Here is a 23,023-nt window from a genome sequence, read left to right as displayed (position 1 = left end):
CACATCGCCGGGGTCACCGCCCACGACCTGACCACGGAACAGGCCGCCATCGACGAGGTCGCCACGGGCGCCTGGGTGCGCGAGCGCGAAGGGGAGAAGCATGACGGTCACGGATGCGCTCAGCCGCATCGCGCAGATCCAGTCCACTCTGGTGCAGCTGGAGAACCCGACCAAGGTCGCCTCGACGAGCAGCACGAGCTCGTCGGCGACCTCCGGAACGAGCGCGACGGACTTCGCGGACGCGCTCGCGGGAGCCCTCGGCACGACGGATGCGAGCAGCACGCTCGGCGACGGAACCGTCACCGGGGCCGACGTGGTCGCCGACGCGAAGAAGTATCTCGGCGTGCCATACGTCTTCGGCGGAACGACCTCGGCGGGCATCGACTGCTCGGGACTGGTGCAGCGGGTCTACAAGGACCTCGGCATCGACGTTCCGCGACTGGTCTCCGGCCAGGCGAAGCTCGGAACGGAGGTGCCGTCGCTCGCGCAGGCGCAGCCCGGCGACCTCATCGTCACGGGCGGTGGGGAGCACATCCTGATCTACGCCGGAGATCACAAGGTGATTCACGCGCCCCGACCGGGCAAAGACGTGCGACTGGTGGAGGCGTACATGGACGATTCTCAGATCGACACGATTCGCCGGGTGGTGCCGCAGGCGTCGACCGCGACGGCCAGCGCTGCCGCTTCGAGCGCCTCGGGACTCTTCGGGTCCGGACTGTCGAACGCTCAGGCGAGCGCGCTGCAGTCGCTGTTCCAATCGATGCTGTCGGGAGCCTCACTGTGAGCCCCGTGGTATCGGCGCCGACTCAAGCGCCCGCTGCGCACAACGCATCGGGGGCGGGCGCTCGGAAAGCCTCTGCAGGCGATTCGTTCGGCGAGTTCCTCAAGGGCGCGTCAGAGCCGTCGGGTCCGGCGGCGGGGGAGAAGCGTAAGCCTGCGGTGAAGGATGCGCACCGCGAGCAGCGGCCGCACGACACGGCGACGGGATCGCAGTCGGCGGGCGCGCCACGCGACGACAAGCCGGTTCAGGATGCGTCTGCCGCGGCCGGTTCGTCGGCCGACGCGACACCGACTCTGGAAGCGCCGGCTTCCGCCACGGCGACGCCCGCGGCGGCTGCGGCCGCATCTGCACTCTCCGCGGCGATCGCTGGTACCGGAACAGGTTCCGCTTCGCCGTCCTCGCCCGTTCCGTCGACGACCGGCGCTGTCGAGGCGGCCGCTCCCTCGGTGCCGGCCGCCGGTCAGGCGAATCCGGCAACGAGCACCGCGATCCCTGCGGTGCCCTACGATGCCGCCGCAGCCGCTGCCGCCGCACCCGCTGCGGTTGTTCCCGCGGTCGCCCGGGGGGATGCCAAGACTGCATCGACCGCTCCTGTCGCCAGCGCAACGAATGGCGCCTCGGGAGGGCTCGATGCGCTTGCGGGTCGACTCCAGTCCGCCGAGACCGCGTCGAGCGACACATCCGGTGGCGGGAATGGCGGGCAGAGCGCACAGGACGGTGACCAGAACTCATCCGCCGCGACCAAGCCTGCGCCAAGCGCGCCGGCTCTCGTTCCGGCTGCGGTGTCTGCCGCTGCTACCGCGCCGACGACCTCCGCCAATGCCAACGGGACAGCGGCTTCCGCCACGTCGACGGCTGTCAGCGGGTCTGCATCCGCGTCCAGTTCTATGTCGGCGGAGCCCGTCCCGGCAGCGCGCAGCGAGCAGCAAACGACACAGACCGTCGCAGCTCCTGCGCCAACCGCCACCGCGCCGACCGTAGCGCCCGCGCAGCCGGTCGCTCCTACATCCCCGACCGCCGCATCCGCACCCGCCTCAGCGCCGGCGAACACCGCGCCCGACCTGCCCTCGCAGCTGTCACGACCGCTGTTCACCCTCGCTTCGGCCGGCCGCGGCGACCACGTGATGACCGTGCACGTCACGCCCGAAGCGTTCGGGCCTGTCACCGTTCGCGCGCACGTTGGTGCCGAGGGGGTGCGCGTCGAGCTGTTCGCGCCGACGGACGGCGGCCGGGATGCGCTGCGCTCGATCCTGCCCGACCTCCGGCGCGACCTGTCCGGTGCCGGACTCAGCGGATCCCTCGACCTGTCGTCGCAGAACCAGCCCTCGCCGAACGGTGAAGAACGTCCGGCCTGGCTGTCGCAGGGCCAGCAGAACGCGAACGGAGGCCGGGCGCAGAACGCGCCCCGCGCATCCGTCGACCCCGACCAGACGCAGCCGCGGGCGCACCGCCCGGGCGAGCCCGTCCACACCATCGACCTCGTCGTCTAGGCGAAAGAAGGAAGCAACCATGGCCGTCGACCCCGTATCCGGATCGAGCGACACCGCCGCCGCCAGCGGCATCTACGTGACGCAGCCGACCCGCACGCCCAGCCAGAGCCTCGACAGCGAGGCGTTCATGAAGCTGCTGGTGACGCAGCTGCAGAACCAGGATCCGAGCTCTCCGCTGGACACCAACCAGATGATCGCGCAGACGACCCAGCTGGCGATGATGGAGAAGATGACCAGCATGGACAGCACCAACACGGAGAACTTCGCCCTCCAGATGCGTATGGCCGCGGCCAACCTCGTCGGCCACACCGTGAACTACCTCGACAAGGACGGCGCCACGAAGAGCGGCCTCGCAACCTCCGTCTCCTATGAGGGATCCGTTCCGGTCGTCACCGTCGGCGACCAGAAGATCCCCCTCGACTCGATCTCCGGCGTGGTGAGCCCCGCGCCGGCCACCACCGTCTGACCCACCACAGAAAGGCACGAACATGCTTCGCTCGCTCTACTCCGGAATCTCCGGCCTCCGCTCGCACCAGACCATGCTCGACGTGACGGGCAACAACATCGCCAACGTCAACACGACCGGCTTCAAGTCCGGCGCCGTGCAGTTCCAAGACACGCTCTCCCAGCTCGTGAAGGGCGCCAGCGGTCCGGGCGCTCAGACGGGAGGCACCAACCCGGCGCAGATCGGCCTCGGCGTTCTCGTTGCCGGCATTGCGACCAACTTCACCCAGGGCGCCGCACAGGCGACCGGACGCCCGACCGACATGATGATCAACGGCGACGGCTTCTTCGTCGTCAACGTCGGCGGCCAGACCCAGTACACCCGCGACGGATCCTTCGACCCGGATGCACAGGGCCGCCTCGTCGGCCCCGGCGGAGCCATCCTCCAGGGCTGGAACGCCGTGAACGGTGTCGTGCAGCAGGGCGGAGCGCTCGGCGACGTGACGATCCCGCTGAAGGCCGTTGCCCCCGCATCCGCTACCACCGCAGGCACGATCACGGGCAACCTGCCATCGACCGCGGCCGTCGGCGACCAGCTGGTACGCGACATCAAGGTCTACGACGCGAACGGCGCCCCGCGCAACCTCACGCTGACCTTCACCCGCACAGCCGGTGGCTGGGATGTGGCGGGCACCGACGGCACGGCCAACGGCACGGGAGCGCTCACGTTCACGAACGGCGTGCTCACGACCGGCGGCACCCTCGCCGTCGGCGGTGTGAACGTCGACCTCACCGGCGTCACCGGATACGCGGACATCACGACCGTCGCCTTCAAGGACCAGAACGGCCGCGCGGCGGGCACGCTCGAATCCTTCACCCTCGACAAGGACGGCACGATCACCGGCCTCTTCTCGAACGGCGAGCGCCAGTCGGTCGGCCGCATCGCCCTCGCGACCTTCGTCAACCCGGGCGGACTCGAGAAGGCCGGCGGATCGACCTACCTGGCCACAGTCAACTCGGGCGCCGCGCAGTTCGGTGGACCCGGCGAAGACGGCCTCGGCAGCCTCCAGAGCGGTTCGCTCGAGATGTCGAACGTCGACCTCTCGCAGGAGTTCACCAACCTGATCGTCGCCCAGCGCGGCTTCCAGGCGAACGCCCGCATCATCACCACCTCCGATGAGGTGCTGCAGGAGCTGACGAACCTGAAGCGCTAGTCTCCGGGACTAAATTGTCCCGTTTGCAGAAGGGCTTCCAGCTCAACGCTGGGAGCCCTTCTCTTTTTTGTCCCGACTGTGCTGAAGCTGGTACCTGCTGCTCAGACACCTCGAATTGCGCTGCTCGTACGGTCGCGCCAAGCAGCGACGCGCCAGGTTACGAGCGGAACCAATCCGGCCAGGCTGATCGGGGCGAGCCAAAACCCCCAAATGAGCAGATCGTGAACACTGCTGTCTCCTACGCCGTCATAGGTTGCCGCCTGTACCCAAGCCATTACCAACAACGTCGATCCGAGCAAGAACGGGGCGCCGAGCACGATTGCCAGACACAACGTCGTAAAGCTGGGAGTGAAGATGGAGCCATCATCGGTCTGCTTCATGGGCCTCAAGCTAGCTCATCTCCTATGCCACCGCGATGCTTCGCTGGTGCCGGCCCTATCGGCCGCGGCTACTGCGGGATGATCTCGGCGAGCAGGTCCTGGACGCGTCGCTTGATCTCGTCCCGGATGGGGCGGACCTCTTCGATCGGGCGGCCGGCGGGATCGGTAAGCTCCCAGTCCTCGTAGCGCTTGCCGGGGAAGATCGGGCAGGTGTCGCCGCAGCCCATGGTGATCACGACGTCCGAGTCTTTGACCGCCTCGGTCGTCAGGATCTTGGGGTCGTTGCCGGCGATGTCGATGCCTACCTCGGCCATCGCTTGGACGGCGATCGGATTGATCTGGTCCTTCGGCTCGGAGCCGGCGGAGAGTACATCGACGCGGCCGCCCGAGAGCTCGCGCATGAAGCCGGCGGCCATCTGGGAACGGCCCGCGTTGTGCACGCAGACGAAGAGGACGGTCGGGTCGGTGGTGTCGGTCATCGTGGTCTCCGGGTCGCGGTCGGGGTCGAGGGATGTGGGCCGCCGCCCTCTCGGAGCGACGGCCCGGAAGGTGTCAGCAGCAGTCGGACGCGCAGGTGCCGTCCGGCAAAACCTGGCACTCGTCGGTGTCGCAGCATCCCATGATGATTCTCCCTTCTTCATCGACGGTTGTCGATGAACTCAGGATGAACGTATACATTGACGTTTGTCAATGTATGGCGCAGAATCGACGCATGGCGATGACCGAGCTCCTCCCGTTGCGCGACCTGCAATCCTGCTGCGCGCCGATCACCAAAGAAGTGATCAGCCAGGAGAACGCGACCTCGGTCGCCAAGGCCATGAAGGCCCTCGCCGATCCCGCGCGGCTCCGGCTGCTCTCGATGGTCGCCGCGCACGAGGACGGTGAGGCCTGCGTTTGCGACCTCACCGAACCCCTCGCACTGTCCCAGCCGACGGTCTCGCACCATTTGAAGATCCTGGTCGAGGCTGGCTACCTCAGCCGCAGCAGGCGCGGCACCTGGGCGTACTACCGGATCGTGCCGGGCTCCTCGACACGGTCTCGTCGTTTCTCGCCACCGTCTGACGTCGCCTTCGCCAGCGTCGTCAGGCGCGCGCGATCTCCTTCTTCCAACGGGCCGAGTACGCGACGGGCATGAACCCCACGGCTTCGTTGACGTCGAGCATGTGGCGGTTGTCCTCGGCGTTGATGGTCTCGACGACGGTGCTGTCGGGGAACCTCGTGGACAGCTCGCGCAGGTTCACCAGCTTCAGCAGCATCCCGAGTCGATGGCCCCGATGGTCGGAGAGCACCAGCGTGTCCATCTGATCGGCGGGTCGGCCGGCTTCTTCCGGCACGCCGAGTTCGGTGTAGCCGGCGACTTTCCCGCTCGCGTCGTGGAGCACGATCGTGGTGAGTACCCCGCGGGGACTCTCCGCCCAGATGTCGTCGAACTCGCGAATCCGGTCGGCCGTCCAGACGTCCTCGGTCTGCTCGATACCGGCGTTCGGGGTGTCGGTACTCATCCGCGTGCGCATGAGCGCCATGCCGTCCAGCCACTCCTCGGGCGTGCGACCCTCCCAAGTCACTGTCCGATACCCGGCTGCGGCGGCGAGCGTCTCAGCGAGGCGCGCTGGGAACACTGCAGGATCGACCGGCAGGGGAGGGCGCTCAAGCGACCCACCTGCTCGAGCGAGAATCCGTAGTACTGCAGGAAGCGGGTCGAGGCGAGGTCTGTCGGCACCGATCCGAAGCCGGTCGGAGCGGGGATGCTGTCGCCAGCGACGCCCGCAGGATAGGTCGTCTGATTCTGGACGGTCGTACGTCCTTCGTCCCGGGCCACCTGTTCGAGCCGCTCGTAGAGGGCGGAGCCGATTCCCCGGCCCCGGAACTCGGGGAGGACGGATACGGCGCACCAGCACTCGCCCGCACCGTTCGGCAGTGCCACATTGCCTCGGCCGACGACCTGACCGTCGACCTTGGCGACGAACCCGATCATCCGAACGGAGCTGTCCTTCCAAGCGGGCAGCCATTCCGCGGCTGTGAAGTACTCCGGGGCGCCGCCGCGCTGCTCGGATTCGACAACGCTTCTCACCCCCGTGAAGGCGATGAAATCGGCGGCGTCCGGTGAATCGACGGTGGCGGGGACGGTGAGCGGGGAGATGGTGAACGTCGAAGTAGACGTGTTGTTGCGTGAAGAGAGCATGGGAAACCTTCTGAGAGCAGGATCGATCGACTCACCCACGGCGTGGGGAGGATGGGAGTCGCTGCTAGAAGATCACGGGTGACAGTGTTCCACAGGGGTCTGCCGCGGCGCAATAACCACGCCGTGGAGATCAGGCGCGGACGCGCAGCCCGTCGATCGCGAGCTCGACGACCTTCGTACGCTGTGCGTCGTCGACGAAGGCGACCCCGGCGATGCCGGAGACCATGCGCACCACGTCGTCGATGGCGACGTCGTCGCGGACGACACCCGCGCGCTGAGCCCGATCGAGCAGCGGAGCACCGCCGTCGTAGATGGCCGTGCGGCAGGTGAGCAGCACGGGGGAGTCCTTGTTGAGGCCGTCGAGGAGGGCGTGCTTGGTGCCGATGTAGCTCACGAAGCGGTGCAGCCAGGTGGTGAGCGCCTGCCAGGGCTCGAGGGACTCGGCCTCGTGCGCCGCGCGCACGACCGACTCGACCTCATCCACGTAGACCGCCTCGATCAGCGCGTCGCGAGTGGGGAAGTTGCGGTAGAGCGTGCCGATGCCCACGCCGGCGCGGCGAGCGATGTCTTCGAGGGATGCGCTGCTGCCGTTGGCGGCGAACGCCTCCCGCGCGGCTGCGAGCAGCGCGTCGAAGTTGCGGCGCGCGTCGGCTCGCTGTGGGCGGTGCGCGATCAGCTGGATGTCGGTGTCGGTCATCAGGGTCCTCCGGAGAAAAGACTTGCGTACCGGAGGCCCCTCCGCTAATCTATTAACCGGAGGATGCCTCCGATCGGAGCCTCCCTCCAATTCTAGCCGATTTTCGTTCGGCACACCCCTGAGAACGGAAAGATCTCCCATGTCTCGATCCCATCCAGCCCGCACTTTCGCCATCCTGGCGCTCAGTGTCGGCTCCTTCGCCACTCTGCAATCGCTCGTGGTGCCCGTCTTGCCCGTGATCCAGCGGGATCTCGGCACCACCACATCCGGAGCCACCTGGACGATGACCGCCTGGCTCATCTCGGCCGCCGTCGCCACACCACTGCTCGGCCGCGTCGGCGACATGGTCGGAAAACGGCGCATCTTCGTGCTGGCGCTGCTGGCCGTCGCCCTCGGCTCGATCGTCGCGGCCCTCGCCCCGAGCATCGGCGTCCTCATCGTCGCCCGTGTCATCCAGGGCGTCGGCGGTGCGATGTTCCCGCTCGCGTTCGGAATCGTGCGCGACGCGTTCGCCGCGCACCGGCTGCCCTCCGCCATCGGGGCGCTGGCCTCGATCATCGCGATCGGCAGCGGTCTCGGAACGGTCCTTGCCGGGCCGCTCGCGGATGTACTCGGCTGGCGGGGCCTGTTCCTCGTTCCCGTCGTCTTCACCGTCACCGCGGCGGTTCTCGCGCGCATCTTCATCCCCGAGTCGGAGACCCGGGCGGCCGGTGGGGTGAACCCCTGGGCCGCCATCCTGCTCTCCGGATGGCTTGTCGCTCTGCTCCTCCCGCTCAGCACAGGCAGCCAGTGGGGCTGGGGATCACCGCTCGTCGTCGGGCTGTTCGTGGCCGCCTGTCTGCTCCTCGCCGGATGGATCGTCGTCGAACTGCGCTCGCGGCAGCCGTTGGTCGACATGCGCATGATGAGGCTGCCCGGAGTGTGGGCCATGAACGCCGCCGCCGTCTTCATCGGCGCTTCGATGTTCGCCGTGTTCTCGTTCTTCCCGCGATTCGTTCAGATCCCGACCTCGACGGGCTACGGGCTGGGCGCATCCGTCTCGGAGTCGGGTCTGCTCATGCTTCCGATGCTCGTGACCATGGCGATCACCGGCTTCCTCAGCGGTCCGCTCGCCCGGTTCATCGGGTTCCGGATGCAGGTCATCATCGCCAGCTCGATCATCGCGGTCTCGAGTGTCGCCATCGGCCTCTGGCACTCCACGCTGCTCGAGGTCTCGCTCGAGGCCGGGGTCTTCGGAATCGGGCTCGGACTCGTCTACGCGGCCATCTCCAGCGTGGTCGTCCAGAGCGTTCCGCCCACGCAGACCGGCGTGGCGAGCGGGATGAACACGAACCTCCGCACCGTCGGTTCGGCGATCGGAGCGGCCGTGATGACCGCCCTGGTCACCGGAGCGACCGGCGCCGATGGCCTCGCGGCGGAATCGGGTTACACCGACGGCTTCGTGACGGCCGGCATCCTGGCTCTCGGAGCGGTCGCCGTGACCGTGCTGTCCGTGGTGCTGGCGCGCAAGCCGCGCACGCAGCAGGCGGCTGAGGTCGTCACAACGGCCGAGTCTCCGTTCGCGGAGAGCGAGGTCGAGGTCGAGGCGGACGCCGAGGCCGAAGCGGAGCCTGTGCTCGCCTGAGCATCGCGTCCGCCCGGTCGCAATGCGTCAGAGCGTGACGCTCGCCCCGGGCGCAAGAAGCACCAGGCGATCCGAGACGCCCTCGGCGGCGAAAGCGCCGGCGAGCGTCTCGGGTCCCTGTGTGAAATGCGCCCAGCCCTCGGTGTGCACCGGGATGATCGCCCGCGCATCCAGGATCGCAGCCGCCCGTGCGGCCAGTCTGCTCGTCAGCGTCAGGTACGCGTCGAGCCTGGCGGTGCGGGCGGCTCCGGCGAAGAGGAGCGCGATGTCGATCGGACCTGCATTCAACTCGACCTCCTCGACGACCCGCAGTGAGACGTTGTCCCCGCTGACGTAGACGGTCGGGATGTCGTCGCCCGAGAGCACGAAGCCGATCACCGGGCCCGATGAGGCGTCGGCGCCATCGGGGCCGTGCTGTGCGGGAACGGCCGAGATGCGCATCCGTAAACCGTCGGGGCGGTCGATGTCGAGGTGATGCCACGGTTCGAGGCCGGTCGTGGTGCCGCCCAAACGATCGGCGGCGAGGGTCGTCGTGACCACCAAGGGCACCGACGGCAAGAACTCCCGCCCGGCGACGTCGAGGTTGTCAGGATGCTGGTCGTGCGACAGCAGCACCACATCCACCGGTCCCAACTCCTCGGGTGTCACGGCCGGACCGACGGTCTTGACCAGCACGCGCGGGCCACTCGGATGGTCGCCGGGAGGATCGAATGTGGGGTCGGTGAGGATGCGCAATCCGCCCAGTTCGATCAACGCGGTCGGGCCGCCGATGAGGCGGACCCGAACTCGTTCGGCAGGCACGGTTTCACTGGGCACAGGATCGATGGGCACGGGCCCGATCCTGCCACCATCCCCGCGCGAATAGGCTCGGCGTATGCCGATTCTCAGCGAACTGGGCCCGACGCTCATCGGCGTGCTTCTGTTGGCCGCGCTCGCGACCGCGGTGCTCGCCGCCTACGGCGTTCCGCACCGTTGGGCACCCTTGCTCGCCATCCTTCGAGGTGCCCTGCAGCTCGCCGTGATCAGCGTCATCCTGTCCGGCGTGATCACGAGCCCGGTTTGGGTCGGGCTCGCCCTCGCGGTCATGTTCTGCGTGGCCGCCGGCACGGCGACCCACCGGATCGGTTGGTCGCTGGACCACGCGCTGATGATGGCTGCGGCGATGGCGCTCGGCATCACCGTGACTCTCGGGATCGTGTTCGTCAGCGGAGCGATCGAGTTCTCGCCGCGCTACGTGCTCGCCATCGGCGGCATCATCATCGGCAACTCGATGAGCATCGCGACCCTGACGGGTCGGCGGTTCACCGAAGGGGTGAACGACCACTGGGACGAGGTCGAGGGGTGGCTGGCGCTCGGGGCGACCCCGCGCGTCTCGACCCTCGAACTGACAAGGAACGCGATCTACGGCGCGCTCATCCCGTCGGTCGACCAGACGAAGACGACGGGGCTCGTGACCCTGCCGGGAGCGTTCGTCGGCGCGATCTTCGGTGGCGTCTCACCGCTTGAGGCGGGGCGTTTCCAGGTGGTCGTGCTCGCGGGGATCATGGCGGCCGGCGCGATCACCGCAGTGATCGTGGCGGCATGGCTGGCGCCGGTTCGGCAGCGGCCCGCCCGGCTGACCTAGCCTGCAGAGGTTGCGGTGGTCCCTGTCAGCGCCTGAGGGATCAGCGCGCGAACCTTGTCTGGCTGGTTCGACAGCACGACCACGTCCACGCGCCGGTTGGCGGCGAGGTCCTGGTCGGTGGCACCGGTGGCCGTCGCGAGCGGCCTCGCCGAGCCGAAGCTGACGGCGGCGATGCGCTCCTGGGGGAACGTGTCGACCTCGACGAGGTGGCGCAGCACCGCTGTCGCACGGCCCGCGGACAACTCCCAGTTGGTCGGATACGGCGCTCCCGGCTGGCGGAAGTCGGCGTGACCCTCCACCGACACCTGGTACGGCGTGGGTGCGAGCAGGGGGCCGATGTCGCTCAGCACCTTCGTCGCGGTAGCGCTCAGCTCGGCGCGGTTCGACGCGAAGAACGTCTCGTTGCCGACAAGGCCGATGGTGAGCCCGCGCTCGTCGATCTTCATGGTCACCGCATCCTGAAGCCCGTCTTTGCCGAGGGCGGTCAGGATGCGGTCCCGCAGCGCTTTGAGATTGTCCGCCTCGACCTGCGCGAGGGAGAGATCGGTGTGCTTGCCCTGCTCGTCGACCTGTTTCGGCGGGACGATCACACCGACGGCCGTGTCGACCTTCTGCGACTTGACCTGACCGAATCCGGTGGCGAGCGAGTCCTTCAGCTCCGCGAACTTCTTCTGGTCGACGGTCGACATGGCGAAGAGCACGATGAACATGCACATGAGCACGGTGACCATGTCCATGTAAGAGGCCATCCAGCGCTCTTCGTTCTCGTGCTCCTCCTCCGGCTCATGCCGGCGTCGCCGTTTGGCGCTCATTGCTAAGCGGCTTCCTTGAGCTTGTCAGCTTTGCCCTTGTCGGCCTTGGCCTTATCCGCCTTGGCTGGGCCGGCATCCGGAACCATGGCCCGCAGACGCTCACTGAGCAGACGCGGCTGACTGCCGGCCTGGACGGCGAGCACGCCCTCCATCAGGAGCGTCATGCGATCGACCTCGAGGTCGGCGAGGCGGCGCAGACGCGCGCCGAGGGGAAGCCAGAGGAAGTTGGCAGAGAGGAGGCCCCAGAGTGTGGCGACGAAAGCGCTCGCGATCAGGGGGCCGAGGTGGCCGGGATCGGCGAGGTTCTCGAGCACATGCGTGAGAGAGACCACGGTGCCGATGATGCCGATCGTGGGCGCGTATCCGCCCATCGCGGAGAAGAACTTGGCGGCGACGCGGTCCTTCTTCGAGCGCGTGGCGATCTCGTCTTCGAGCAGGATGCGCAGCTCATCCCCATCGGTGCCGTCAGCGATGTTCTGCAGGGCGCGTTTGAGGAAGGGATCGGTGACGATGTCCGCCTCCTGCTCCATCGCAAGGAGTCCGTTCGCGCGGGCCTTCTCGGCGAGCCCGACGACCTGCTCGATCACGCGCTCGGGGGTTCGACCTTGCCGCGGAACGCGCCGGGCAGAGCCTTCATCGCGACGAAGAAGTCCTTGATGGTGCCGCTCGCGATGCCCACGGCGATCGTCGCACCGAACACCAAGATCATGGGTGCGGGCAGCACGAGGGCGCTCAGGCTGGCGCCCTCCATCGTCACCATGGCGACGACAGAGCCGAACGCCAGGACGATGCCGATTATGGTTGCGGGATCCATCTACTTCTTCCTTGCTCGCAGGGGAACGGCATGGAGGGGGTCGGTGCGCGGTGCGCCCTCGTCGCCCCCGTCCGCGTCGTCGATGGATCCGGCGGGCGGCACCAGGCCGAGCTGGGGCGAGCCGTTCGCGCGGGTCGGACCGGCCATCGGCAGGTCGTGGGCCAGAGCGATCACTCGGGCGCGGTATGCGGCGATCTTCTCGATCACCTCGGCCATGCTCTCGGTGACGATGAACTTGGCTCCGTCGACCATCACGAGGGTGGTGTCGGGGCTGGCGTGGATGCGCTCGATGAGGTCAGGGTTGACCGCAAACTGGCTATCGTTCAACCGTGTGACGACGATCATGGCGCAAATCCTGGTCCCGGCCCCGGGTGAGCCGTCACAGGAGCACTATCGGCCGGGAGTGCCGTGCCGTAAGCCTGAACGCCTGCGTTTCTGCGGCGATGCGCGTCGCTGCTGCGCCGCATCCTGAGCCGCCGTGTCGCCCCTGTGGAGAGGGCGGCCTGTGGAGTCGTGCGAAAAGTGCGGTTCGGGCCCTCGCAACCGCACTTTTCGCACGATCGGACGGCGGGGAGGGCGGGATGCGCGGGGGCGGCGTTAGCGGAGGAGGGGGAGGTAGATCGTGTCGACGATCTCTTCGATGTCGCGGACGGGGATGGGACGCAGCGTCATCATGAACTCCTGGCGCACGAGGTCGAACGGCAGGCTCGTGATACGCGGGGTGAGCTTGGCTGGGTCGATCTCGCCGCGCGCCACCGCCCGGTCCAGGATGATCTTGGTCGGGCTGGTGCGATCGCCGAGGATGACGTCGCGCAGGTCGGCCGGCGCGGTGCCGGTCTCCTCGTAGTACGCGCCGAGACGGACGCTCAGCACGGCCGCGACGGCGAGGCGCGACTCGTTGGCTTGCACGAGTAGGGCGATGACGTCGCCGCGCAGTGTCCCGGTGTCGGGGACCGGGCGCTGGTCGCGCACGCCGGAGCGACGGATGGCCGCGAGCACGAGCTCCTGCTTGGTCGCCCAGCGGCGGTAGACGACGGGCCGGCTCGTTCCCGCGCGGGTGGCCACGGCGTCGATCGTGAACGCGCTGTACCCGGCGTCGACGAGCTCGTCCCAGGCGGCGTCGAGGAGGGCGGCCTCCAAGACCTCGCCGCGCCGTCGGCGAACGGGCTCGGAAGCAGCGGCCTCGGCGGCAGGTTCCTCGGAGGCGTCTCGAACAAGATCCACTTGCGTATCCTATCGCACCGGTCTACGCTCGCACTTAAGATACAGCAACGTACCTAAAGGAAGATGATGACCGAGAAGGACCGCCTTGATCCCGGCGTGATGAGGATCGCGATCGTGCTGCTGGTCGGCGCGATGGCCGTCGTGTTCGATACGACGATCGTGAGCGTCGCGCTGCATACCCTCGCGACCGAGCTGCACGCATCCGTCGACACGATTCAGTGGGTGAGCACCGGATACCTGCTCGCGCTGGGCGTGACCATCCCGATCGTGGGCTGGGCTCAGCAACGGTTCGGCGGCAAGCGACTGTGGATCGCGGCGCTCTCGATCTTCTTGCTCGGCTCCGTACTCTGCAGCTTGGCCTGGGATGCGCCGAGCTTGATCACCTTCCGGGTCGTGCAGGGCATCGGTGGCGGCATCATGCTCCCGCTGCTCTCGACCCTCGTCATGCAGGCGGCGGGCGGGCGGAGCCTCGGGCGCATGATGTCGGTCGTCAGCCTGCCCGCCGTGCTCGGGCCGATCCTCGGTCCGGTGCTGGGCGGCCTGATCCTGAACACCCTGCCGTGGCAGTGGCTGTTCTGGGCGAACGTGCCGTTCTGCGTCGTCGGGATCGTGCTCGCGGCCCGAATGCTGCCGAAGGACGAATCCGCGAAGCGGTCGCGACTCGATGTGCTGGGACTGCTGCTGCTCTCGCCGGCGATGGTCGGCATCCTGTACGGGCTGTCGAATGTGGGCCGGGACGGGGGATTCGCACGCGCCGACGTGCTGATCCCGCTCATCGCAGGCCTGGTGCTTCTCGCCGGGTTCGTCATCGAGGGGATGCGCAAGGGCGAGCGCGCACTGGTCGACCTGCGGCTGCTCTCGCGTCGCCCGGTCGCCTCGGCCTCAGCCCTCCTCTTCCTGTCCGGCGCCTCCCTCTATGGAGCGATGCTGCTGCTCCCGCTCTACTGGCAGGAGGTGCGGGGTCAGGATGCGCTGGGCGCCGGCCTGCTCCTCGTGCCGCAAGGCATCGGCACGCTCCTCAGCCGAACGCTGGCCGGACGGCTCACCGACAGGATCGGCGCCCGCTGGGTCTCCGTGGTCGGGTTCGCGATCGTCGGGCTGGCCACGGTTCCCTTCGCGTTCGCGACGCCGACGACGAACGTGTGGCTGCTCATGGCAGCCCTCCTGGTGCGCGGGTTCGGCCTCGGCGCCGTCACCATACCGCTGATGACGGCGGCGTTCATGGGCCTGGAGCGGTCGGCGGTGCCGCACGCGAGCATCCTGACCCGGATCGCGACGCAGATCGGCGGCTCGTTCGGTGTCGCGCTGCTCGCGGTGATCTTGCAGGGGGCAGCGGTCGGCGCTCATGGACTCGCAGGGATAGCGGATGCGTTCGACCAGGCATTCTGGTGGGCGGTCGGTTTCACTGTGGTCGCGATCGTGCTCTCGCTCCTGCTCCCGGGCCGTCCGAAGGCGGTCGAGGAGGAACCTCAGAAGGTCGAAGCGACAAGCGCCTAACGGGTGGCGCGGGTCGGCCGATAGTCGCGTCCGTGACCATCCTGCAAGCCGACTCCGACGCCGCCGCGGCACTGGTGTACGACTTTCGCCGGCCGACGACCCTCGCTCGCGAGCACTCGCGCGTGCTCGAGCTCGCGTTCGAGACGTTCGCCCGTCAGTGGGCCACGCAGCTCACCGCGAAGGTGCGCGTGCTCAGCCAGGTGACCTGCGACGCGGTCGCGATGCAGACCTACGACGAGTACGCCGCCTCGCTGCCGCCGACCACCTCGATGGTGCTGTGCGAGCTCGACGGCATTGCGCCGAAGGGTGTCATCCAGTTTCCGACGACCGCCGCGCTGTCGTGGGTGAACGCGATGCTCGGCGGACAGGGCACCCCGACGACCGAGGAGCGCACCTTCACGCAGATCGAGCATGCGCTCGTGCGGCGCCTGATGGACGACGCTCTCGAAGACCTGCGGTACTCGCTCGGCTCGCTGCTGGTCACGCCCATCGCCGTCGACGCGATCCAATACAACTCGCAGTTCGCCCAGGCGGCAGCGACGGCCGAGCTGATGATCGTCGCCGGCTTCAGCCTGCGTGTGGGCGAGAACGCCTCGACCGCCACGCTCGCACTTCCCGCATCCGTGCTGCTTCCGCAGCTGGGTGAGACCAACCCGACCAGCAGCACCGAGAACGCCCGCGAGCTGGTCGACGCGCAACTGGCGCACGTTCCGGTCGAGGTGTCGCTGCGGCTGGCGCCCGCGCACGTGCGACCGAGCGTCGTTCTGGGACTTGCGGTGGGCGACCTGCTGCCGCTCCCGCATCCGCAGCACCGGCCGTTCGACCTGGCCGTCGGCGGACAGCCCATCGGCGAGGCAGCGCTCGGGGCCAGTGGGTCACGCCTCGCCTGTGTGATCGTGAGAACAGAGGACTGAGATGAGTAACACCGCAACGAGTACGGCAACCGATTCCCGCATCGACCCGGCGACCCTTGCGCTCGCCGCTGCGCGCGCGCTGACCGGGGTGCTGCCGACCGGCGCATCCCTCACCCCGCGTCTGCACACGACCGGCGGCTTCGTCGGCGCCACCTCGCAGGCCGTGGTCGCCACGTTCGTCGGCGCTGTCTCGGCCGATCTGGCCGTGGTGCTTCCGGATGTCCCGCAGCTCGTCGACGAGGCCGCAGAGGCCTCGCCTGTCGTCGCAGTTCAGGATGTGCTGCAGCCCGCCCTCGAGGCCGCCAGCGACACCTTCGGCGCCGGCGTGCTGGACGACGCCCGCGTCGAAGACGCCTCCGACCTCTTCGCCGACCGCGAGACCGTCGTCTTCGAGCTCGCCGGCCCGTCGGGGATCGCGGGCTGGTTCGCCGTGCGCATCCGTCAGAGTGCTGCAGACGCGCGCGGGCCGATCGGCTCGTACGCCGGCAAGCTCGGCCGCATCAGCAACGTCGAGATGGCACTGACGGTCGAGATCGGCCGCACTCGGATGCCCGTGCGCGAGGTGCTCGCGCTGGAACCCGGCGCCGTGATCGAGCTCGACCGCTCCGCAGGATCGCCGGCCGACGTGCTGCTGAACGGGCGCCTGATCGCCCACGGCGAGATCGTGGTCGTCGACCAGGACTACGCCGTGCGCATCACCAAGATCCTCGACGCCGCTGAAGATCTGGACTGATTCGAACCGTGGACACCGTTTTCATCGCCCTTCGAGTACTCGTCGTGCTCGGGGTCATCGTCACGCTGCTGTGGTACGTGCAGCGACGGCTGACCAAGGGCAAGAGCGGCACGAGCGGCCGGGGTGGCCGTGTGCGTCGCGGGAACGCCGTGACGGTGGTGGGCCGGCAGGGCGTCGGCTCGAAGGCGTCGGTGGTCGTCGTGGATGTCGACGGCACCCGGTTCGTGCTCGGCGTCACCGAGCGCGCGGTCAACGTGCTGCACTCGGGGGAGCGTCCGATCGACCTCGAGGCCGAGGTCACACGCCTGAACCCGGTTCGTAAGACGTTCGCAAAGCCGATCGAGCGAACCAGCACGACAACGACGGAGAACGAGAACCGAACGCCGACGCAGGATGCGTCGAGCGATGAACGACCAAGGCAGGATGCCGAATATCTGAATGCGCAGCAACGCGCATCCGTTTTCGACGAGGCCCTCAAGGGCTCGATCCTGTCACCGGCAACGTGGAGACAGGCGAGCTCGGCGGTGCGGCCCCGAAAGTGAGGGGCACAGCTGTGAGGGGCACAGCAGCAGCCGGCCGTCTCATCCGGTCTCCGCGCTTCGTTGTCGCGATCGTCCTCGGAGTGATCGCCGCGATCGCGCTCGTGCTCATCTCGTCGAACGTGGTGCACGCCGCACAGCTGCCGATGGTTCCGGAGCCCGTTCCGACGCCGACCGGTCCGGCCGGTCCGGGTTCGGGTGGCACCGGCGGGGTGACCATCGACATCAACGGGCCGAACGGAACACCGTCGGCGGCCATCCTGACCCTGCTCGGGATCACGCTGCTCTCAGTGGCGCCCGCGCTGCTGCTGATGATGTCGTCGTTCACGAAGATCTTCGTCGTGCTTGCGCTGACCCGCAACGCGCTCGCGCTCCCCTCGATCCCGCCGAACCAGGTACTCGCTGGTCTCGCGCTCTTCCTCAGCCTGTTCATCATGAGCCCGGTCCTGGTCGACATCAACAACCACGCGGTGCAGCCGTATCTCAACGGTCACATCGACTTCACGGCGGCGGTGCACGCGGCTGAGGCTCCGTTGCGCGGATTCATGCTCAAGCACGTGCGTGAGGAGGACATCGCGCTGATGACCCGTGCCGCGGGCCAGGCCAATCCGGCCAGCCCGGCCGCGGTGCCGATGCTCACGCTCATCCCCGCGTTCATGATCTCCGAGCTGCGTGCCGCTTTCATCATCGGCTTCGTCATCTTCGTGCCGTTCCTCGTGATCGACATGGTGGTCTCGGCGGCCCTGATGTCCATGGGCATGATGATGCTGCCGCCCGTCATGATCTCGCTCCCCTTCAAGATCCTGCTGTTCATCCTGGTCGACGGATGGGGTCTCATCATCACCTCGCTGATCACGAGCTATCGGAGCGGCTGATGAACACCAACGCCATTCTCGACATCGCGATGCAGGGGCTCCTGATCACCGCGAAGCTCGCCGCGCCCATCGTGATCACGGCCCTGGTGGTCGGTTTCGCGATCTCGCTCATCCAGTCGATCACGCAGATCCAGGAGGTCACCCTCTCGTTCGTGCCCAAGGCGGCGGCGGTCGGGGTGGCGATGCTGATCTGCGGGCATTGGATGATCTCCGAGATGATCTCCTTCACGCACGTGCTGTTCGAGCAGATCCCGATCCTCCTCGGCAGTGCCGGATGAACATCCCCATCGACCTGGGTTCCATCGAGGCGATTGCACTGGCATCGCTGCGAATGGTCGCGTTCATCGTGATCGCCCCGCCTTTCTCGTACAACGCCATCCCCCTGCAGATCAAAGGGATGCTCGCGATCGGCCTCGGCATCGCCGTCGCACCCCGGGTGTCCGTGGGCTATCAGTCGGGCGACATCGGGATCTTCTTCCTCGATCTGCTGAAGGAGCTGGCGGTCGGGGCGACCCTCGGGTTCCTGGTGTTCCTCGTGTTCGCGGCGATCCAGTCGGCGGGAAACCTGGTCGACCTGTTCGGCGGCTTCCAGCTCGCACAGGCGTTCGACCCGCAGTCGATGATCAACGGCGCCCAGTTCACCCGGATGTTCCAGATGACGGCGCTGGCGCTGCTCTTCGCATCCGGCGGCTACCAGCTGATCATCGGGGGTCTGGTCCGGTCGTACGACGCGATTCCGCTTGCGGCCGGCATCGACCTGGGAGATCCGGTCAAGGAGATGGTCAACGGCGTCACGCAGATGTTCCTCTCCTCGGTGCAGATCGCCGGGCCGCTCATCGTCGTGCTGTTCCTCGCCGATGTCGGGCTCGGTCTGTTGACGCGAGTCGCTCCCGCGCTCAACGCGTTCTCGCTCGGCTTCCCGCTGAAGATCATGCTCACCGTGGTGCTCGCCGCCATCGTGTTCGTCGCCCTCCCGGGTGTCGTCGAGGGACTCACGAACACCGCCGTCAAGACGATGTTGGGGGTGGGCTGATGAGCGACGCTCAGGAGCGCACCGAACAGGCCACCGAGAAGCGGATGAAGGAAGCCCGCTCCAAGGGCAAGCTCGCCAAGTCGATGGACCTGACCGCCTGGATCGGCGTCGGCGCCGCCGCGATCATGCTCCCGTTCACGATCGATCTGGGCAGCAAGGCCGGTGTCGAGCAGGTGTTCTCGATCAAGACGATCATCGAGAATCCCGACCCGGAGGCGGCGTTGGAGATGCTCGGGGAGGGGCTCGCCAGCATCCTGAACACCATCGGCCCGCTGCTCGTGGTGACGGCGCTCGCCGTGGTCGCGGGCGCGGCGGTGCAGGGCGGTATCCACTTCAAGAAGTTCGAGGGCAAGTACGAGCAGTTCAACCTCGTGCAGGGCATCGGGCGGGTGTTCGGGTTCCGGGCCCTCTGGGAGGGAGCGAAGACGCTCCTGAAGTCGGGCGTCGTGGCTATCGGGCTCTACCTCGTGGTGCAGGGTCTGATGCCGGTGCTGCTGATGGCGGGAAGCCTGCCCCTGAACTCGCTGCTGTCCGCAGCGGCGAGCGGCGCGGGCGGCTTGCTGCAGGCGGCGGTCGGAGCCGGTCTCGTGCTCGCCGGGCTCGACGTTTTGGTCGTGATGCGCCGCAACCGCAAGCAGACCCGCATGACCAAGCGCGAGATCCGGGACGAGAACAAGAACTCCGACGGCGATCCCCTGGTGAAGTCGCAGCGTCGTTCGCGGCAGCTCGCCATGAGCCGCAACCGCATGATCGGCGCGATCGGGGGCTCGGATGTGGTGCTCGTGAACCCGACGCACATCGCCATCGCGATCAAGTACGAGCCCGGCAAATCCGCGCCCCGCGTCGTGGCGAAGGGTGCGGGGAACATCGCCCTGCGCATCCGTGAGAAGGCCGAGGAGGAACGCGTGCCGATCGTCAAAGACATCCCGCTCGCCCGCGCGCTGCACAGCAGCTGTCAGCTGGGCGACGAGATCCCCGTGGAGCTCTACAACTCTGTCGCACGCGTGCTCGCCTTCGTCATGGCGTTGAAGGCTCGCGGCTCGGCGCACGGGTTCCACACGATGACCACACCGGCGGTGACCTCGACGGCGCCGTCGCCGACGCCCGTGACAGCACCGGCAAGCAGCTCGCCCGCACTCGCAGGAGGTAACCGATGAAATCGACCGCCGCCAAAGTCACGGTCCCGATCGGGGTCGTCGGCATCATCATGCTGCTGGTCGTGCCTGTCCCGGCCTGGCTGCTCGACACCCTGATCATCGTCAACATCATGCTGGCGCTCGTGATCCTGCTCACGACGATGTTCGTGAAGAAGCCGCTCGACTTCTCCGTGTTCCCGTCGCTGCTGCTCGTGGCGACGCTCTTCCGGCTCGGTCTCAACGTCGCGTCGACACGTCTCGTTCTGGGCGAGGGATACGCGGGCCAGGTGATCCAGGCGTTCGGACACGTGGCCGTTGGCGGCTCGATCATCATCGGGGCGGTGGTGTTCCTCATCCTGATCGTCATCCAGTTCATCGTGGTGACGAAGGGTGCCGAGCGTGTGGCCGAGGTGGGCGCTCGCTTCACCCTCGATGCCATGCCCGGCAAGCAGATGGCGATCGACGCCGATCTGAATGCCGGCCTGATCACCGAGGACCAGGCGCGCAGCCGCCGTGCCGAAGTGTCGGCCGAGGCCGACTTCTACGGAGCGATGGACGGCGCCTCGAAGTTCGTGAAGGGTGACGCGATCGCGGGCATCCTGATCATCGTCATCAACGTGGTCGGCGGCATCGCGATCGGGATGATCCAGCGCGGCATGAACATCGGCGACGCGGTCAACCACTACACGCTGCTGACGATCGGCGACGGACTCGTCACACAGATCCCCGCGCTGCTCATGGCGGTCTCGACCGGCATGATCGTGACCCGGTCCAACGCCGAGAGCGACATCGGAACCACGGCGAGCGGCCAGCTGAGCCAGTCGCGCAACGCCCTCACGATCGCCGGATGCGCTGCCATCGTCATGGCGATCATCCCCGGCATGCCGCCGATCCCGTTCGTGCTCGTCGGCGCGGGATTGATCCTCGCTGCGCAGCGGCTCAAGACCTCCCAGGCCGCGGCTGCCAAAGCGGCGGCGGCGAAGACCGCGATAGCGAACGCGGGACGCAGCGACAGCTCGGACGACCTGCTCGAGCAGATGCGGGTCCACGCGCTGGAGATCACCCTCTCGCCCGACCTCGTCGACATCGTGAGCGGCTCATCGGACGACCTGCTCGCGCGCGTTCGCGCCCTGCGTCGCAAAATCGCGCTCGACCTTGGGATCATCGTTCCGCCCGTCCGCACGCGGGACAGCGCGGATCTGCCGCCCTCGACCTACGTGATCAAGATCGCCGGGATCGAAGCAGGTCGTGGCCAGGCGCCATCGGGCCGGGTGCTCGCGCTCGGCGACATGCTCGACGCCCTCCCCGGAACACCCACGGTCGAGCCGGTCTTCGGGCTCGGCGCCAAGTGGATTCCGAGCGAGATGCGCCACAGCGCCGAACTCGGCGGGGCTACCGTGATCGATCGCGTGTCCGTGCTGATCACACACCTGTCGTCGATCATCACCTCGAACGCCGCGAGGCTGCTGACCCGCGAGGATGTGCGCCAGCTCACCGAGGGCGTCAAACAGGTCAACCCGTCGGCGGTGGACGAACTGGTGCCCAACCTGCTCACTCTCGCTGAGGTTCAGCGGGTGCTGCAGGGGATGCTGGTGGAGCAGGTCGCGATCAACGATCTTCCGCGCATCCTGGAGGCTCTCGCACTGCGGGCCAAGGTGTCGAACGACCCGGAGGGGCTGGTCGAGGCGGCCCGCGCATCCCTCGGACCGGCGATCGTGGCCCCGCACCTCGACGGTGGGACGCTGCGCGTCATCATGATCGATCCGGGTCTGGAGCAGGCAATGCTCGAAGGGTTGCGCCCGTCCGAGTCCGGCACGCAGATCGTGCTCGACCCGATGCGCCTGGAGGCGGTGCTCGGTTCGCTGCGGCAGACGGCCGAGAGCCTCGACGACGCCGGAGTGAGTGCCGTACTGGTGTGTGCGCCCGCGTTGCGCCCGGCGGTGCGACGCCTCGTCGCCGGGCAACTGAACGGGCTCGCGGTGCTGTCGTACCAGGAGGTCACGGCGGTGCAGACCGCCATCGAGACCGTCGGGGTGGTGCGCGTTGCGGAACCGATCGCGGCCTGAGTGGTTCGGGGCAGCTGAGGCCGCTGCGGTCGCGGAGGTGGATGCGGACGGGCCTGCCGCCGGAAGCGCCGCCGCGCTCGTCGGCGACGGATCTTTCGGCGAAGACGGGCCGGGCGACTTCTCCCGACCGGGCGACGGGTACGTCTCGAGCGGCGGTGGCGGTGCCGAACGTCACGACGATCCTGACGCCCCCGTGCTCCCCGCCGTCTCGACGAGCAGCCTCGCGTTCCAGGCCATTCTCGACGACCTCGTGCGCACCGTCGGCGACACCGAGCTTCAGCCCGCCGCGCCCACATCCGCTCCCGCTCCCACTGCCGACCAGACAACAAGGGGTCGCAACACGCCGTCTCAGGATGCGCGTGACGGCGAGTCGCGCCCCCTCGATCAGGAGGTCGGCGTTCCCGAGCCGAGTGTTCCCCACTCCCTCCTCCCGCAGCCCCGGGTTCCCACGACGGCGGGTCCCGTCCCGGCCCTGCTGCGCGGACGCGGCGACCTCACGCTCGTCGTCGGCCTCGGGACGGATGCGGTCGCCGCCGCAAGGATGCTCGCCGAGGCGATCGGCGACGCCGAGGTCAGGCCCGGCGGATGCGCGCGAGCAGCCGCGCCCCGTGTCGACGATCGCCGCGGCGCATTGCGCGCCCGGGCGGACGGCGTGCGGAGGGAGCGCCCGATCGTGGCCGCATTCGGGATCGCGCGCGGCGCATCCGAGGTCCCCGAACTCGCCGAGAGCCTGGCTGGAATCGAGCCAGATCAGGTGTGGCTGACCGTCGACGCCTCGCGCAAGACGGAGGACACCGCCGCCTGGGTCAGGGCGGTCGACGCGATCCTCGGGGTCAACGGTCTGGTGGTCACCGGCGCCGCCTTCACGGCCACGCCCGATTCGGCACGCGAACTCGGCTTTCCGATCGGATGGGTCGACGGAACGCAGGCGGGATAGGCTGAGC

The 23,023-nt window shown here is 68.0% G+C and carries 26 protein-coding genes and 1 pseudogene; 17 read left to right on the top strand and 10 right to left on the bottom strand.

The window, feature by feature from the left end; all coding sequences use genetic code 11:
- Positions 1–100: 100 nt before the first annotated feature.
- The 4 genes from ACQ86A_RS00940 to ACQ86A_RS00925 are packed head-to-tail and all read left to right on the top strand — an operon-like array spanning position 101 to position 3,929.
- The gene (locus ACQ86A_RS00940) at positions 101–784 is read left to right on the top strand and encodes a C40 family peptidase (protein ID WP_431278782.1); all 684 of its coding nucleotides are present in this window, start codon (positions 101–103) and stop codon (positions 782–784) included.
- A complete protein-coding gene (locus ACQ86A_RS00935) occupies positions 781–2,271 on the top strand; it encodes a flagellar hook-length control protein FliK (RefSeq protein ID WP_431278781.1) in 1,491 nt (496 codons plus the stop codon). The genes ACQ86A_RS00940 and ACQ86A_RS00935 overlap by 4 nt, the downstream gene beginning before the upstream one ends.
- 19 nt (positions 2,272–2,290) lie before the next feature.
- Positions 2,291–2,737, top strand: coding sequence for a flagellar hook assembly protein FlgD (locus ACQ86A_RS00930; RefSeq protein WP_431278780.1), 447 nt, complete (start codon positions 2,291–2,293; stop codon positions 2,735–2,737).
- A 22-nt stretch (positions 2,738–2,759) separates the two neighbouring features.
- Entirely contained in the window at positions 2,760–3,929 is a 1,170-nt protein-coding gene (locus tag ACQ86A_RS00925) for a flagellar hook protein FlgE (RefSeq protein ID WP_431278779.1), read from the top strand.
- A gap of 101 nt (positions 3,930–4,030) precedes the next feature.
- Here ACQ86A_RS00925 and ACQ86A_RS00920 read toward each other — a convergent pair whose 3' ends face one another.
- Positions 4,031–4,309, bottom strand: a complete 279-nt coding sequence (locus ACQ86A_RS00920; RefSeq protein ID WP_431278778.1) for a hypothetical protein — start codon at positions 4,307–4,309, stop codon at positions 4,031–4,033.
- A 68-nt stretch (positions 4,310–4,377) separates the two neighbouring features.
- The gene (locus ACQ86A_RS00915; RefSeq protein ID WP_431278777.1) at positions 4,378–4,788 is read right to left on the bottom strand and encodes an arsenate reductase ArsC; all 411 of its coding nucleotides are present in this window, start codon (positions 4,786–4,788) and stop codon (positions 4,378–4,380) included.
- A gap of 233 nt (positions 4,789–5,021) precedes the next feature.
- Here ACQ86A_RS00915 and ACQ86A_RS00910 point away from each other — a divergent pair, with 233 nt between their 5' ends.
- A complete protein-coding gene (locus ACQ86A_RS00910) occupies positions 5,022–5,444 on the top strand; it encodes an ArsR/SmtB family transcription factor (RefSeq protein WP_431278776.1) in 423 nt (140 codons plus the stop codon).
- On the opposite strand, the gene ACQ86A_RS00905 is transcribed toward ACQ86A_RS00910, so the two are convergent.
- The 3 genes from ACQ86A_RS00905 to ACQ86A_RS00895 form a co-directional block, all read right to left on the bottom strand.
- A complete protein-coding gene (locus ACQ86A_RS00905; RefSeq protein ID WP_431278775.1) occupies positions 5,392–5,874 on the bottom strand; it encodes a hypothetical protein in 483 nt (160 codons plus the stop codon). The genes ACQ86A_RS00910 and ACQ86A_RS00905 overlap by 53 nt on opposite strands.
- A complete protein-coding gene (locus tag ACQ86A_RS00900; protein ID WP_431278774.1) occupies positions 5,871–6,491 on the bottom strand; it encodes a GNAT family N-acetyltransferase in 621 nt (206 codons plus the stop codon). The genes ACQ86A_RS00905 and ACQ86A_RS00900 overlap by 4 nt, the downstream gene beginning before the upstream one ends.
- 130 nt (positions 6,492–6,621) lie before the next feature.
- Positions 6,622–7,188 carry a TetR/AcrR family transcriptional regulator gene (locus ACQ86A_RS00895; RefSeq protein ID WP_431278773.1) on the bottom strand — a complete coding sequence of 189 codons (567 nt, stop codon included), beginning with the start codon at positions 7,186–7,188 and terminating at the stop codon, positions 6,622–6,624.
- A gap of 139 nt (positions 7,189–7,327) precedes the next feature.
- Between ACQ86A_RS00895 and ACQ86A_RS00890 the strand changes: the two genes are divergently transcribed.
- On the top strand, positions 7,328–8,812 hold the full coding sequence (locus ACQ86A_RS00890) for an MFS transporter (protein ID WP_431278772.1): 1,485 nt from the start codon (positions 7,328–7,330) through the stop codon (positions 8,810–8,812).
- Positions 8,813–8,839: 27 nt separating this feature from the next.
- On the opposite strand, the gene ACQ86A_RS00885 is transcribed toward ACQ86A_RS00890, so the two are convergent.
- A complete protein-coding gene (locus tag ACQ86A_RS00885; RefSeq protein ID WP_431278771.1) occupies positions 8,840–9,643 on the bottom strand; it encodes an MBL fold metallo-hydrolase in 804 nt (267 codons plus the stop codon).
- A 43-nt stretch (positions 9,644–9,686) separates the two neighbouring features.
- Here ACQ86A_RS00885 and ACQ86A_RS00880 point away from each other — a divergent pair, with 43 nt between their 5' ends.
- Positions 9,687–10,436 (top strand): ABC transporter permease, encoded by a 750-nt coding sequence (locus ACQ86A_RS00880; RefSeq protein ID WP_431278770.1) that lies wholly within the window; start codon positions 9,687–9,689, stop codon positions 10,434–10,436.
- Here the strand turns inward: ACQ86A_RS00880 and ACQ86A_RS00875 are convergent.
- The 4 genes and pseudogenes from ACQ86A_RS00875 to ACQ86A_RS00860 all read right to left on the bottom strand — a co-directional run bounded on the left by ACQ86A_RS00875 (position 10,433) and on the right by ACQ86A_RS00860 (position 13,286).
- Positions 10,433–11,248 carry an OmpA/MotB family protein gene (locus tag ACQ86A_RS00875; RefSeq protein WP_431278769.1) on the bottom strand — a complete coding sequence of 272 codons (816 nt, stop codon included), beginning with the start codon at positions 11,246–11,248 and terminating at the stop codon, positions 10,433–10,435. The two genes, ACQ86A_RS00880 and ACQ86A_RS00875, sit on opposite strands and share 4 nt — an antisense overlap.
- Before the next feature lie 2 nt (positions 11,249–11,250).
- Positions 11,251–12,062: pseudogene (locus ACQ86A_RS00870) on the bottom strand (motility protein A).
- Complete coding sequence (locus ACQ86A_RS00865; protein ID WP_431278768.1) at positions 12,063–12,407, bottom strand: flagellar FlbD family protein; 345 nt, start codon at positions 12,405–12,407, stop codon at positions 12,063–12,065. It abuts the pseudogene before it with no gap.
- Between the two features lie 252 nt (positions 12,408–12,659).
- A complete protein-coding gene (locus ACQ86A_RS00860) occupies positions 12,660–13,286 on the bottom strand; it encodes a TetR/AcrR family transcriptional regulator (RefSeq protein ID WP_431278767.1) in 627 nt (208 codons plus the stop codon).
- Between the two features lie 66 nt (positions 13,287–13,352).
- On the opposite strand from ACQ86A_RS00860, the gene ACQ86A_RS00855 reads away from it, so the two are divergent.
- From ACQ86A_RS00855 to ACQ86A_RS00810, 10 genes are read left to right on the top strand one after another with little or no spacing between them, the layout of a single operon-like run.
- Positions 13,353–14,783, top strand: coding sequence for an MDR family MFS transporter (locus ACQ86A_RS00855; protein ID WP_431278766.1), 1,431 nt, complete (start codon positions 13,353–13,355; stop codon positions 14,781–14,783).
- A gap of 32 nt (positions 14,784–14,815) precedes the next feature.
- Positions 14,816–15,697 carry a flagellar motor switch protein FliM gene (locus tag ACQ86A_RS00850; protein WP_431278765.1) on the top strand — a complete coding sequence of 294 codons (882 nt, stop codon included), beginning with the start codon at positions 14,816–14,818 and terminating at the stop codon, positions 15,695–15,697.
- A 1-nt stretch (position 15,698) separates the two neighbouring features.
- Entirely contained in the window at positions 15,699–16,430 is a 732-nt protein-coding gene (fliN, locus tag ACQ86A_RS00845) for a flagellar motor switch protein FliN (protein ID WP_431278764.1), read from the top strand.
- An 8-nt stretch (positions 16,431–16,438) separates the two neighbouring features.
- Complete coding sequence (locus tag ACQ86A_RS00840) at positions 16,439–16,972, top strand: FliO/MopB family protein (protein ID WP_431278763.1); 534 nt, start codon at positions 16,439–16,441, stop codon at positions 16,970–16,972.
- Between the two features lie 11 nt (positions 16,973–16,983).
- Complete coding sequence (gene fliP / locus ACQ86A_RS00835; RefSeq protein ID WP_431278762.1) at positions 16,984–17,844, top strand: flagellar type III secretion system pore protein FliP; 861 nt, start codon at positions 16,984–16,986, stop codon at positions 17,842–17,844.
- On the top strand, positions 17,844–18,122 hold the full coding sequence (locus ACQ86A_RS00830; RefSeq protein ID WP_431278761.1) for a flagellar biosynthetic protein FliQ: 279 nt from the start codon (positions 17,844–17,846) through the stop codon (positions 18,120–18,122). Before fliP ends, ACQ86A_RS00830 begins: the two co-directional genes overlap by 1 nt.
- Positions 18,119–18,877: a flagellar biosynthetic protein FliR gene (locus ACQ86A_RS00825; protein ID WP_431278760.1), complete on the top strand. Its 759-nt coding sequence runs from the start codon at positions 18,119–18,121 to the stop codon at positions 18,875–18,877. Before ACQ86A_RS00830 ends, ACQ86A_RS00825 begins: the two co-directional genes overlap by 4 nt.
- On the top strand, positions 18,877–20,034 hold the full coding sequence (locus ACQ86A_RS00820) for an EscU/YscU/HrcU family type III secretion system export apparatus switch protein (RefSeq protein ID WP_431278759.1): 1,158 nt from the start codon (positions 18,877–18,879) through the stop codon (positions 20,032–20,034). The genes ACQ86A_RS00825 and ACQ86A_RS00820 overlap by 1 nt, the downstream gene beginning before the upstream one ends.
- Positions 20,031–22,079 carry a flagellar biosynthesis protein FlhA gene (locus ACQ86A_RS00815; RefSeq protein WP_431278758.1) on the top strand — a complete coding sequence of 683 codons (2,049 nt, stop codon included), beginning with the start codon at positions 20,031–20,033 and terminating at the stop codon, positions 22,077–22,079. Before ACQ86A_RS00820 ends, ACQ86A_RS00815 begins: the two co-directional genes overlap by 4 nt.
- Entirely contained in the window at positions 22,057–23,016 is a 960-nt protein-coding gene (locus tag ACQ86A_RS00810; RefSeq protein WP_431278757.1) for a hypothetical protein, read from the top strand. Before ACQ86A_RS00815 ends, ACQ86A_RS00810 begins: the two co-directional genes overlap by 23 nt.
- Positions 23,017–23,023 lie beyond the last annotated feature (7 nt).

Origin of the sequence: Leifsonia poae, assembly GCF_050632195.1 — a bacterium.
Lineage (GTDB): Bacteria > Actinomycetota > Actinomycetes > Actinomycetales > Microbacteriaceae > Leifsonia > Leifsonia poae_C.
The sequence above is the reverse complement of the archived record's forward strand: the minus strand, read 5'-3'. Positions and strand labels throughout refer to the sequence as shown.

Excerpts from the sequence above, each read along its gene's own strand:
- ACQ86A_RS00920 (WP_431278778.1), bottom strand. The coding sequence starts at position 4,309 with ATGAAGCAGACCGATGATGGCTCCATCTTCACTCCCAGCTTTACGACG.
- ACQ86A_RS00915 (WP_431278777.1), bottom strand. The coding sequence starts at position 4,788 with ATGACCGACACCACCGACCCGACCGTCCTCTTCGTCTGCGTGCACAAC.
- ACQ86A_RS00825 (WP_431278760.1), top strand. The coding sequence starts at position 18,119 with ATGAACATCCCCATCGACCTGGGTTCCATCGAGGCGATTGCACTGGCA.
- ACQ86A_RS00925 (WP_431278779.1), top strand. The coding sequence starts at position 2,760 with ATGCTTCGCTCGCTCTACTCCGGAATCTCCGGCCTCCGCTCGCACCAG.
- ACQ86A_RS00815 (WP_431278758.1), top strand. The coding sequence starts at position 20,031 with ATGAAATCGACCGCCGCCAAAGTCACGGTCCCGATCGGGGTCGTCGGC.
- ACQ86A_RS00895 (WP_431278773.1), bottom strand. The coding sequence starts at position 7,188 with ATGACCGACACCGACATCCAGCTGATCGCGCACCGCCCACAGCGAGCC.
- ACQ86A_RS00865 (WP_431278768.1), bottom strand. The coding sequence starts at position 12,407 with ATGATCGTCGTCACACGGTTGAACGATAGCCAGTTTGCGGTCAACCCT.
- ACQ86A_RS00855 (WP_431278766.1), top strand. The coding sequence starts at position 13,353 with ATGACCGAGAAGGACCGCCTTGATCCCGGCGTGATGAGGATCGCGATC.
- ACQ86A_RS00830 (WP_431278761.1), top strand. The coding sequence starts at position 17,844 with ATGAACACCAACGCCATTCTCGACATCGCGATGCAGGGGCTCCTGATC.
- ACQ86A_RS00940 (WP_431278782.1), top strand. The coding sequence starts at position 101 with ATGACGGTCACGGATGCGCTCAGCCGCATCGCGCAGATCCAGTCCACT.
- fliN (WP_431278764.1), top strand. The coding sequence starts at position 15,699 with ATGAGTAACACCGCAACGAGTACGGCAACCGATTCCCGCATCGACCCG.
- ACQ86A_RS00880 (WP_431278770.1), top strand. The coding sequence starts at position 9,687 with ATGCCGATTCTCAGCGAACTGGGCCCGACGCTCATCGGCGTGCTTCTG.
- ACQ86A_RS00910 (WP_431278776.1), top strand. The coding sequence starts at position 5,022 with ATGGCGATGACCGAGCTCCTCCCGTTGCGCGACCTGCAATCCTGCTGC.
- ACQ86A_RS00820 (WP_431278759.1), top strand. The coding sequence starts at position 18,877 with ATGAGCGACGCTCAGGAGCGCACCGAACAGGCCACCGAGAAGCGGATG.
- ACQ86A_RS00875 (WP_431278769.1), bottom strand. The coding sequence starts at position 11,248 with ATGAGCGCCAAACGGCGACGCCGGCATGAGCCGGAGGAGGAGCACGAG.
- ACQ86A_RS00930 (WP_431278780.1), top strand. The coding sequence starts at position 2,291 with ATGGCCGTCGACCCCGTATCCGGATCGAGCGACACCGCCGCCGCCAGC.
- ACQ86A_RS00900 (WP_431278774.1), bottom strand. The coding sequence starts at position 6,491 with ATGCTCTCTTCACGCAACAACACGTCTACTTCGACGTTCACCATCTCC.
- ACQ86A_RS00890 (WP_431278772.1), top strand. The coding sequence starts at position 7,328 with ATGTCTCGATCCCATCCAGCCCGCACTTTCGCCATCCTGGCGCTCAGT.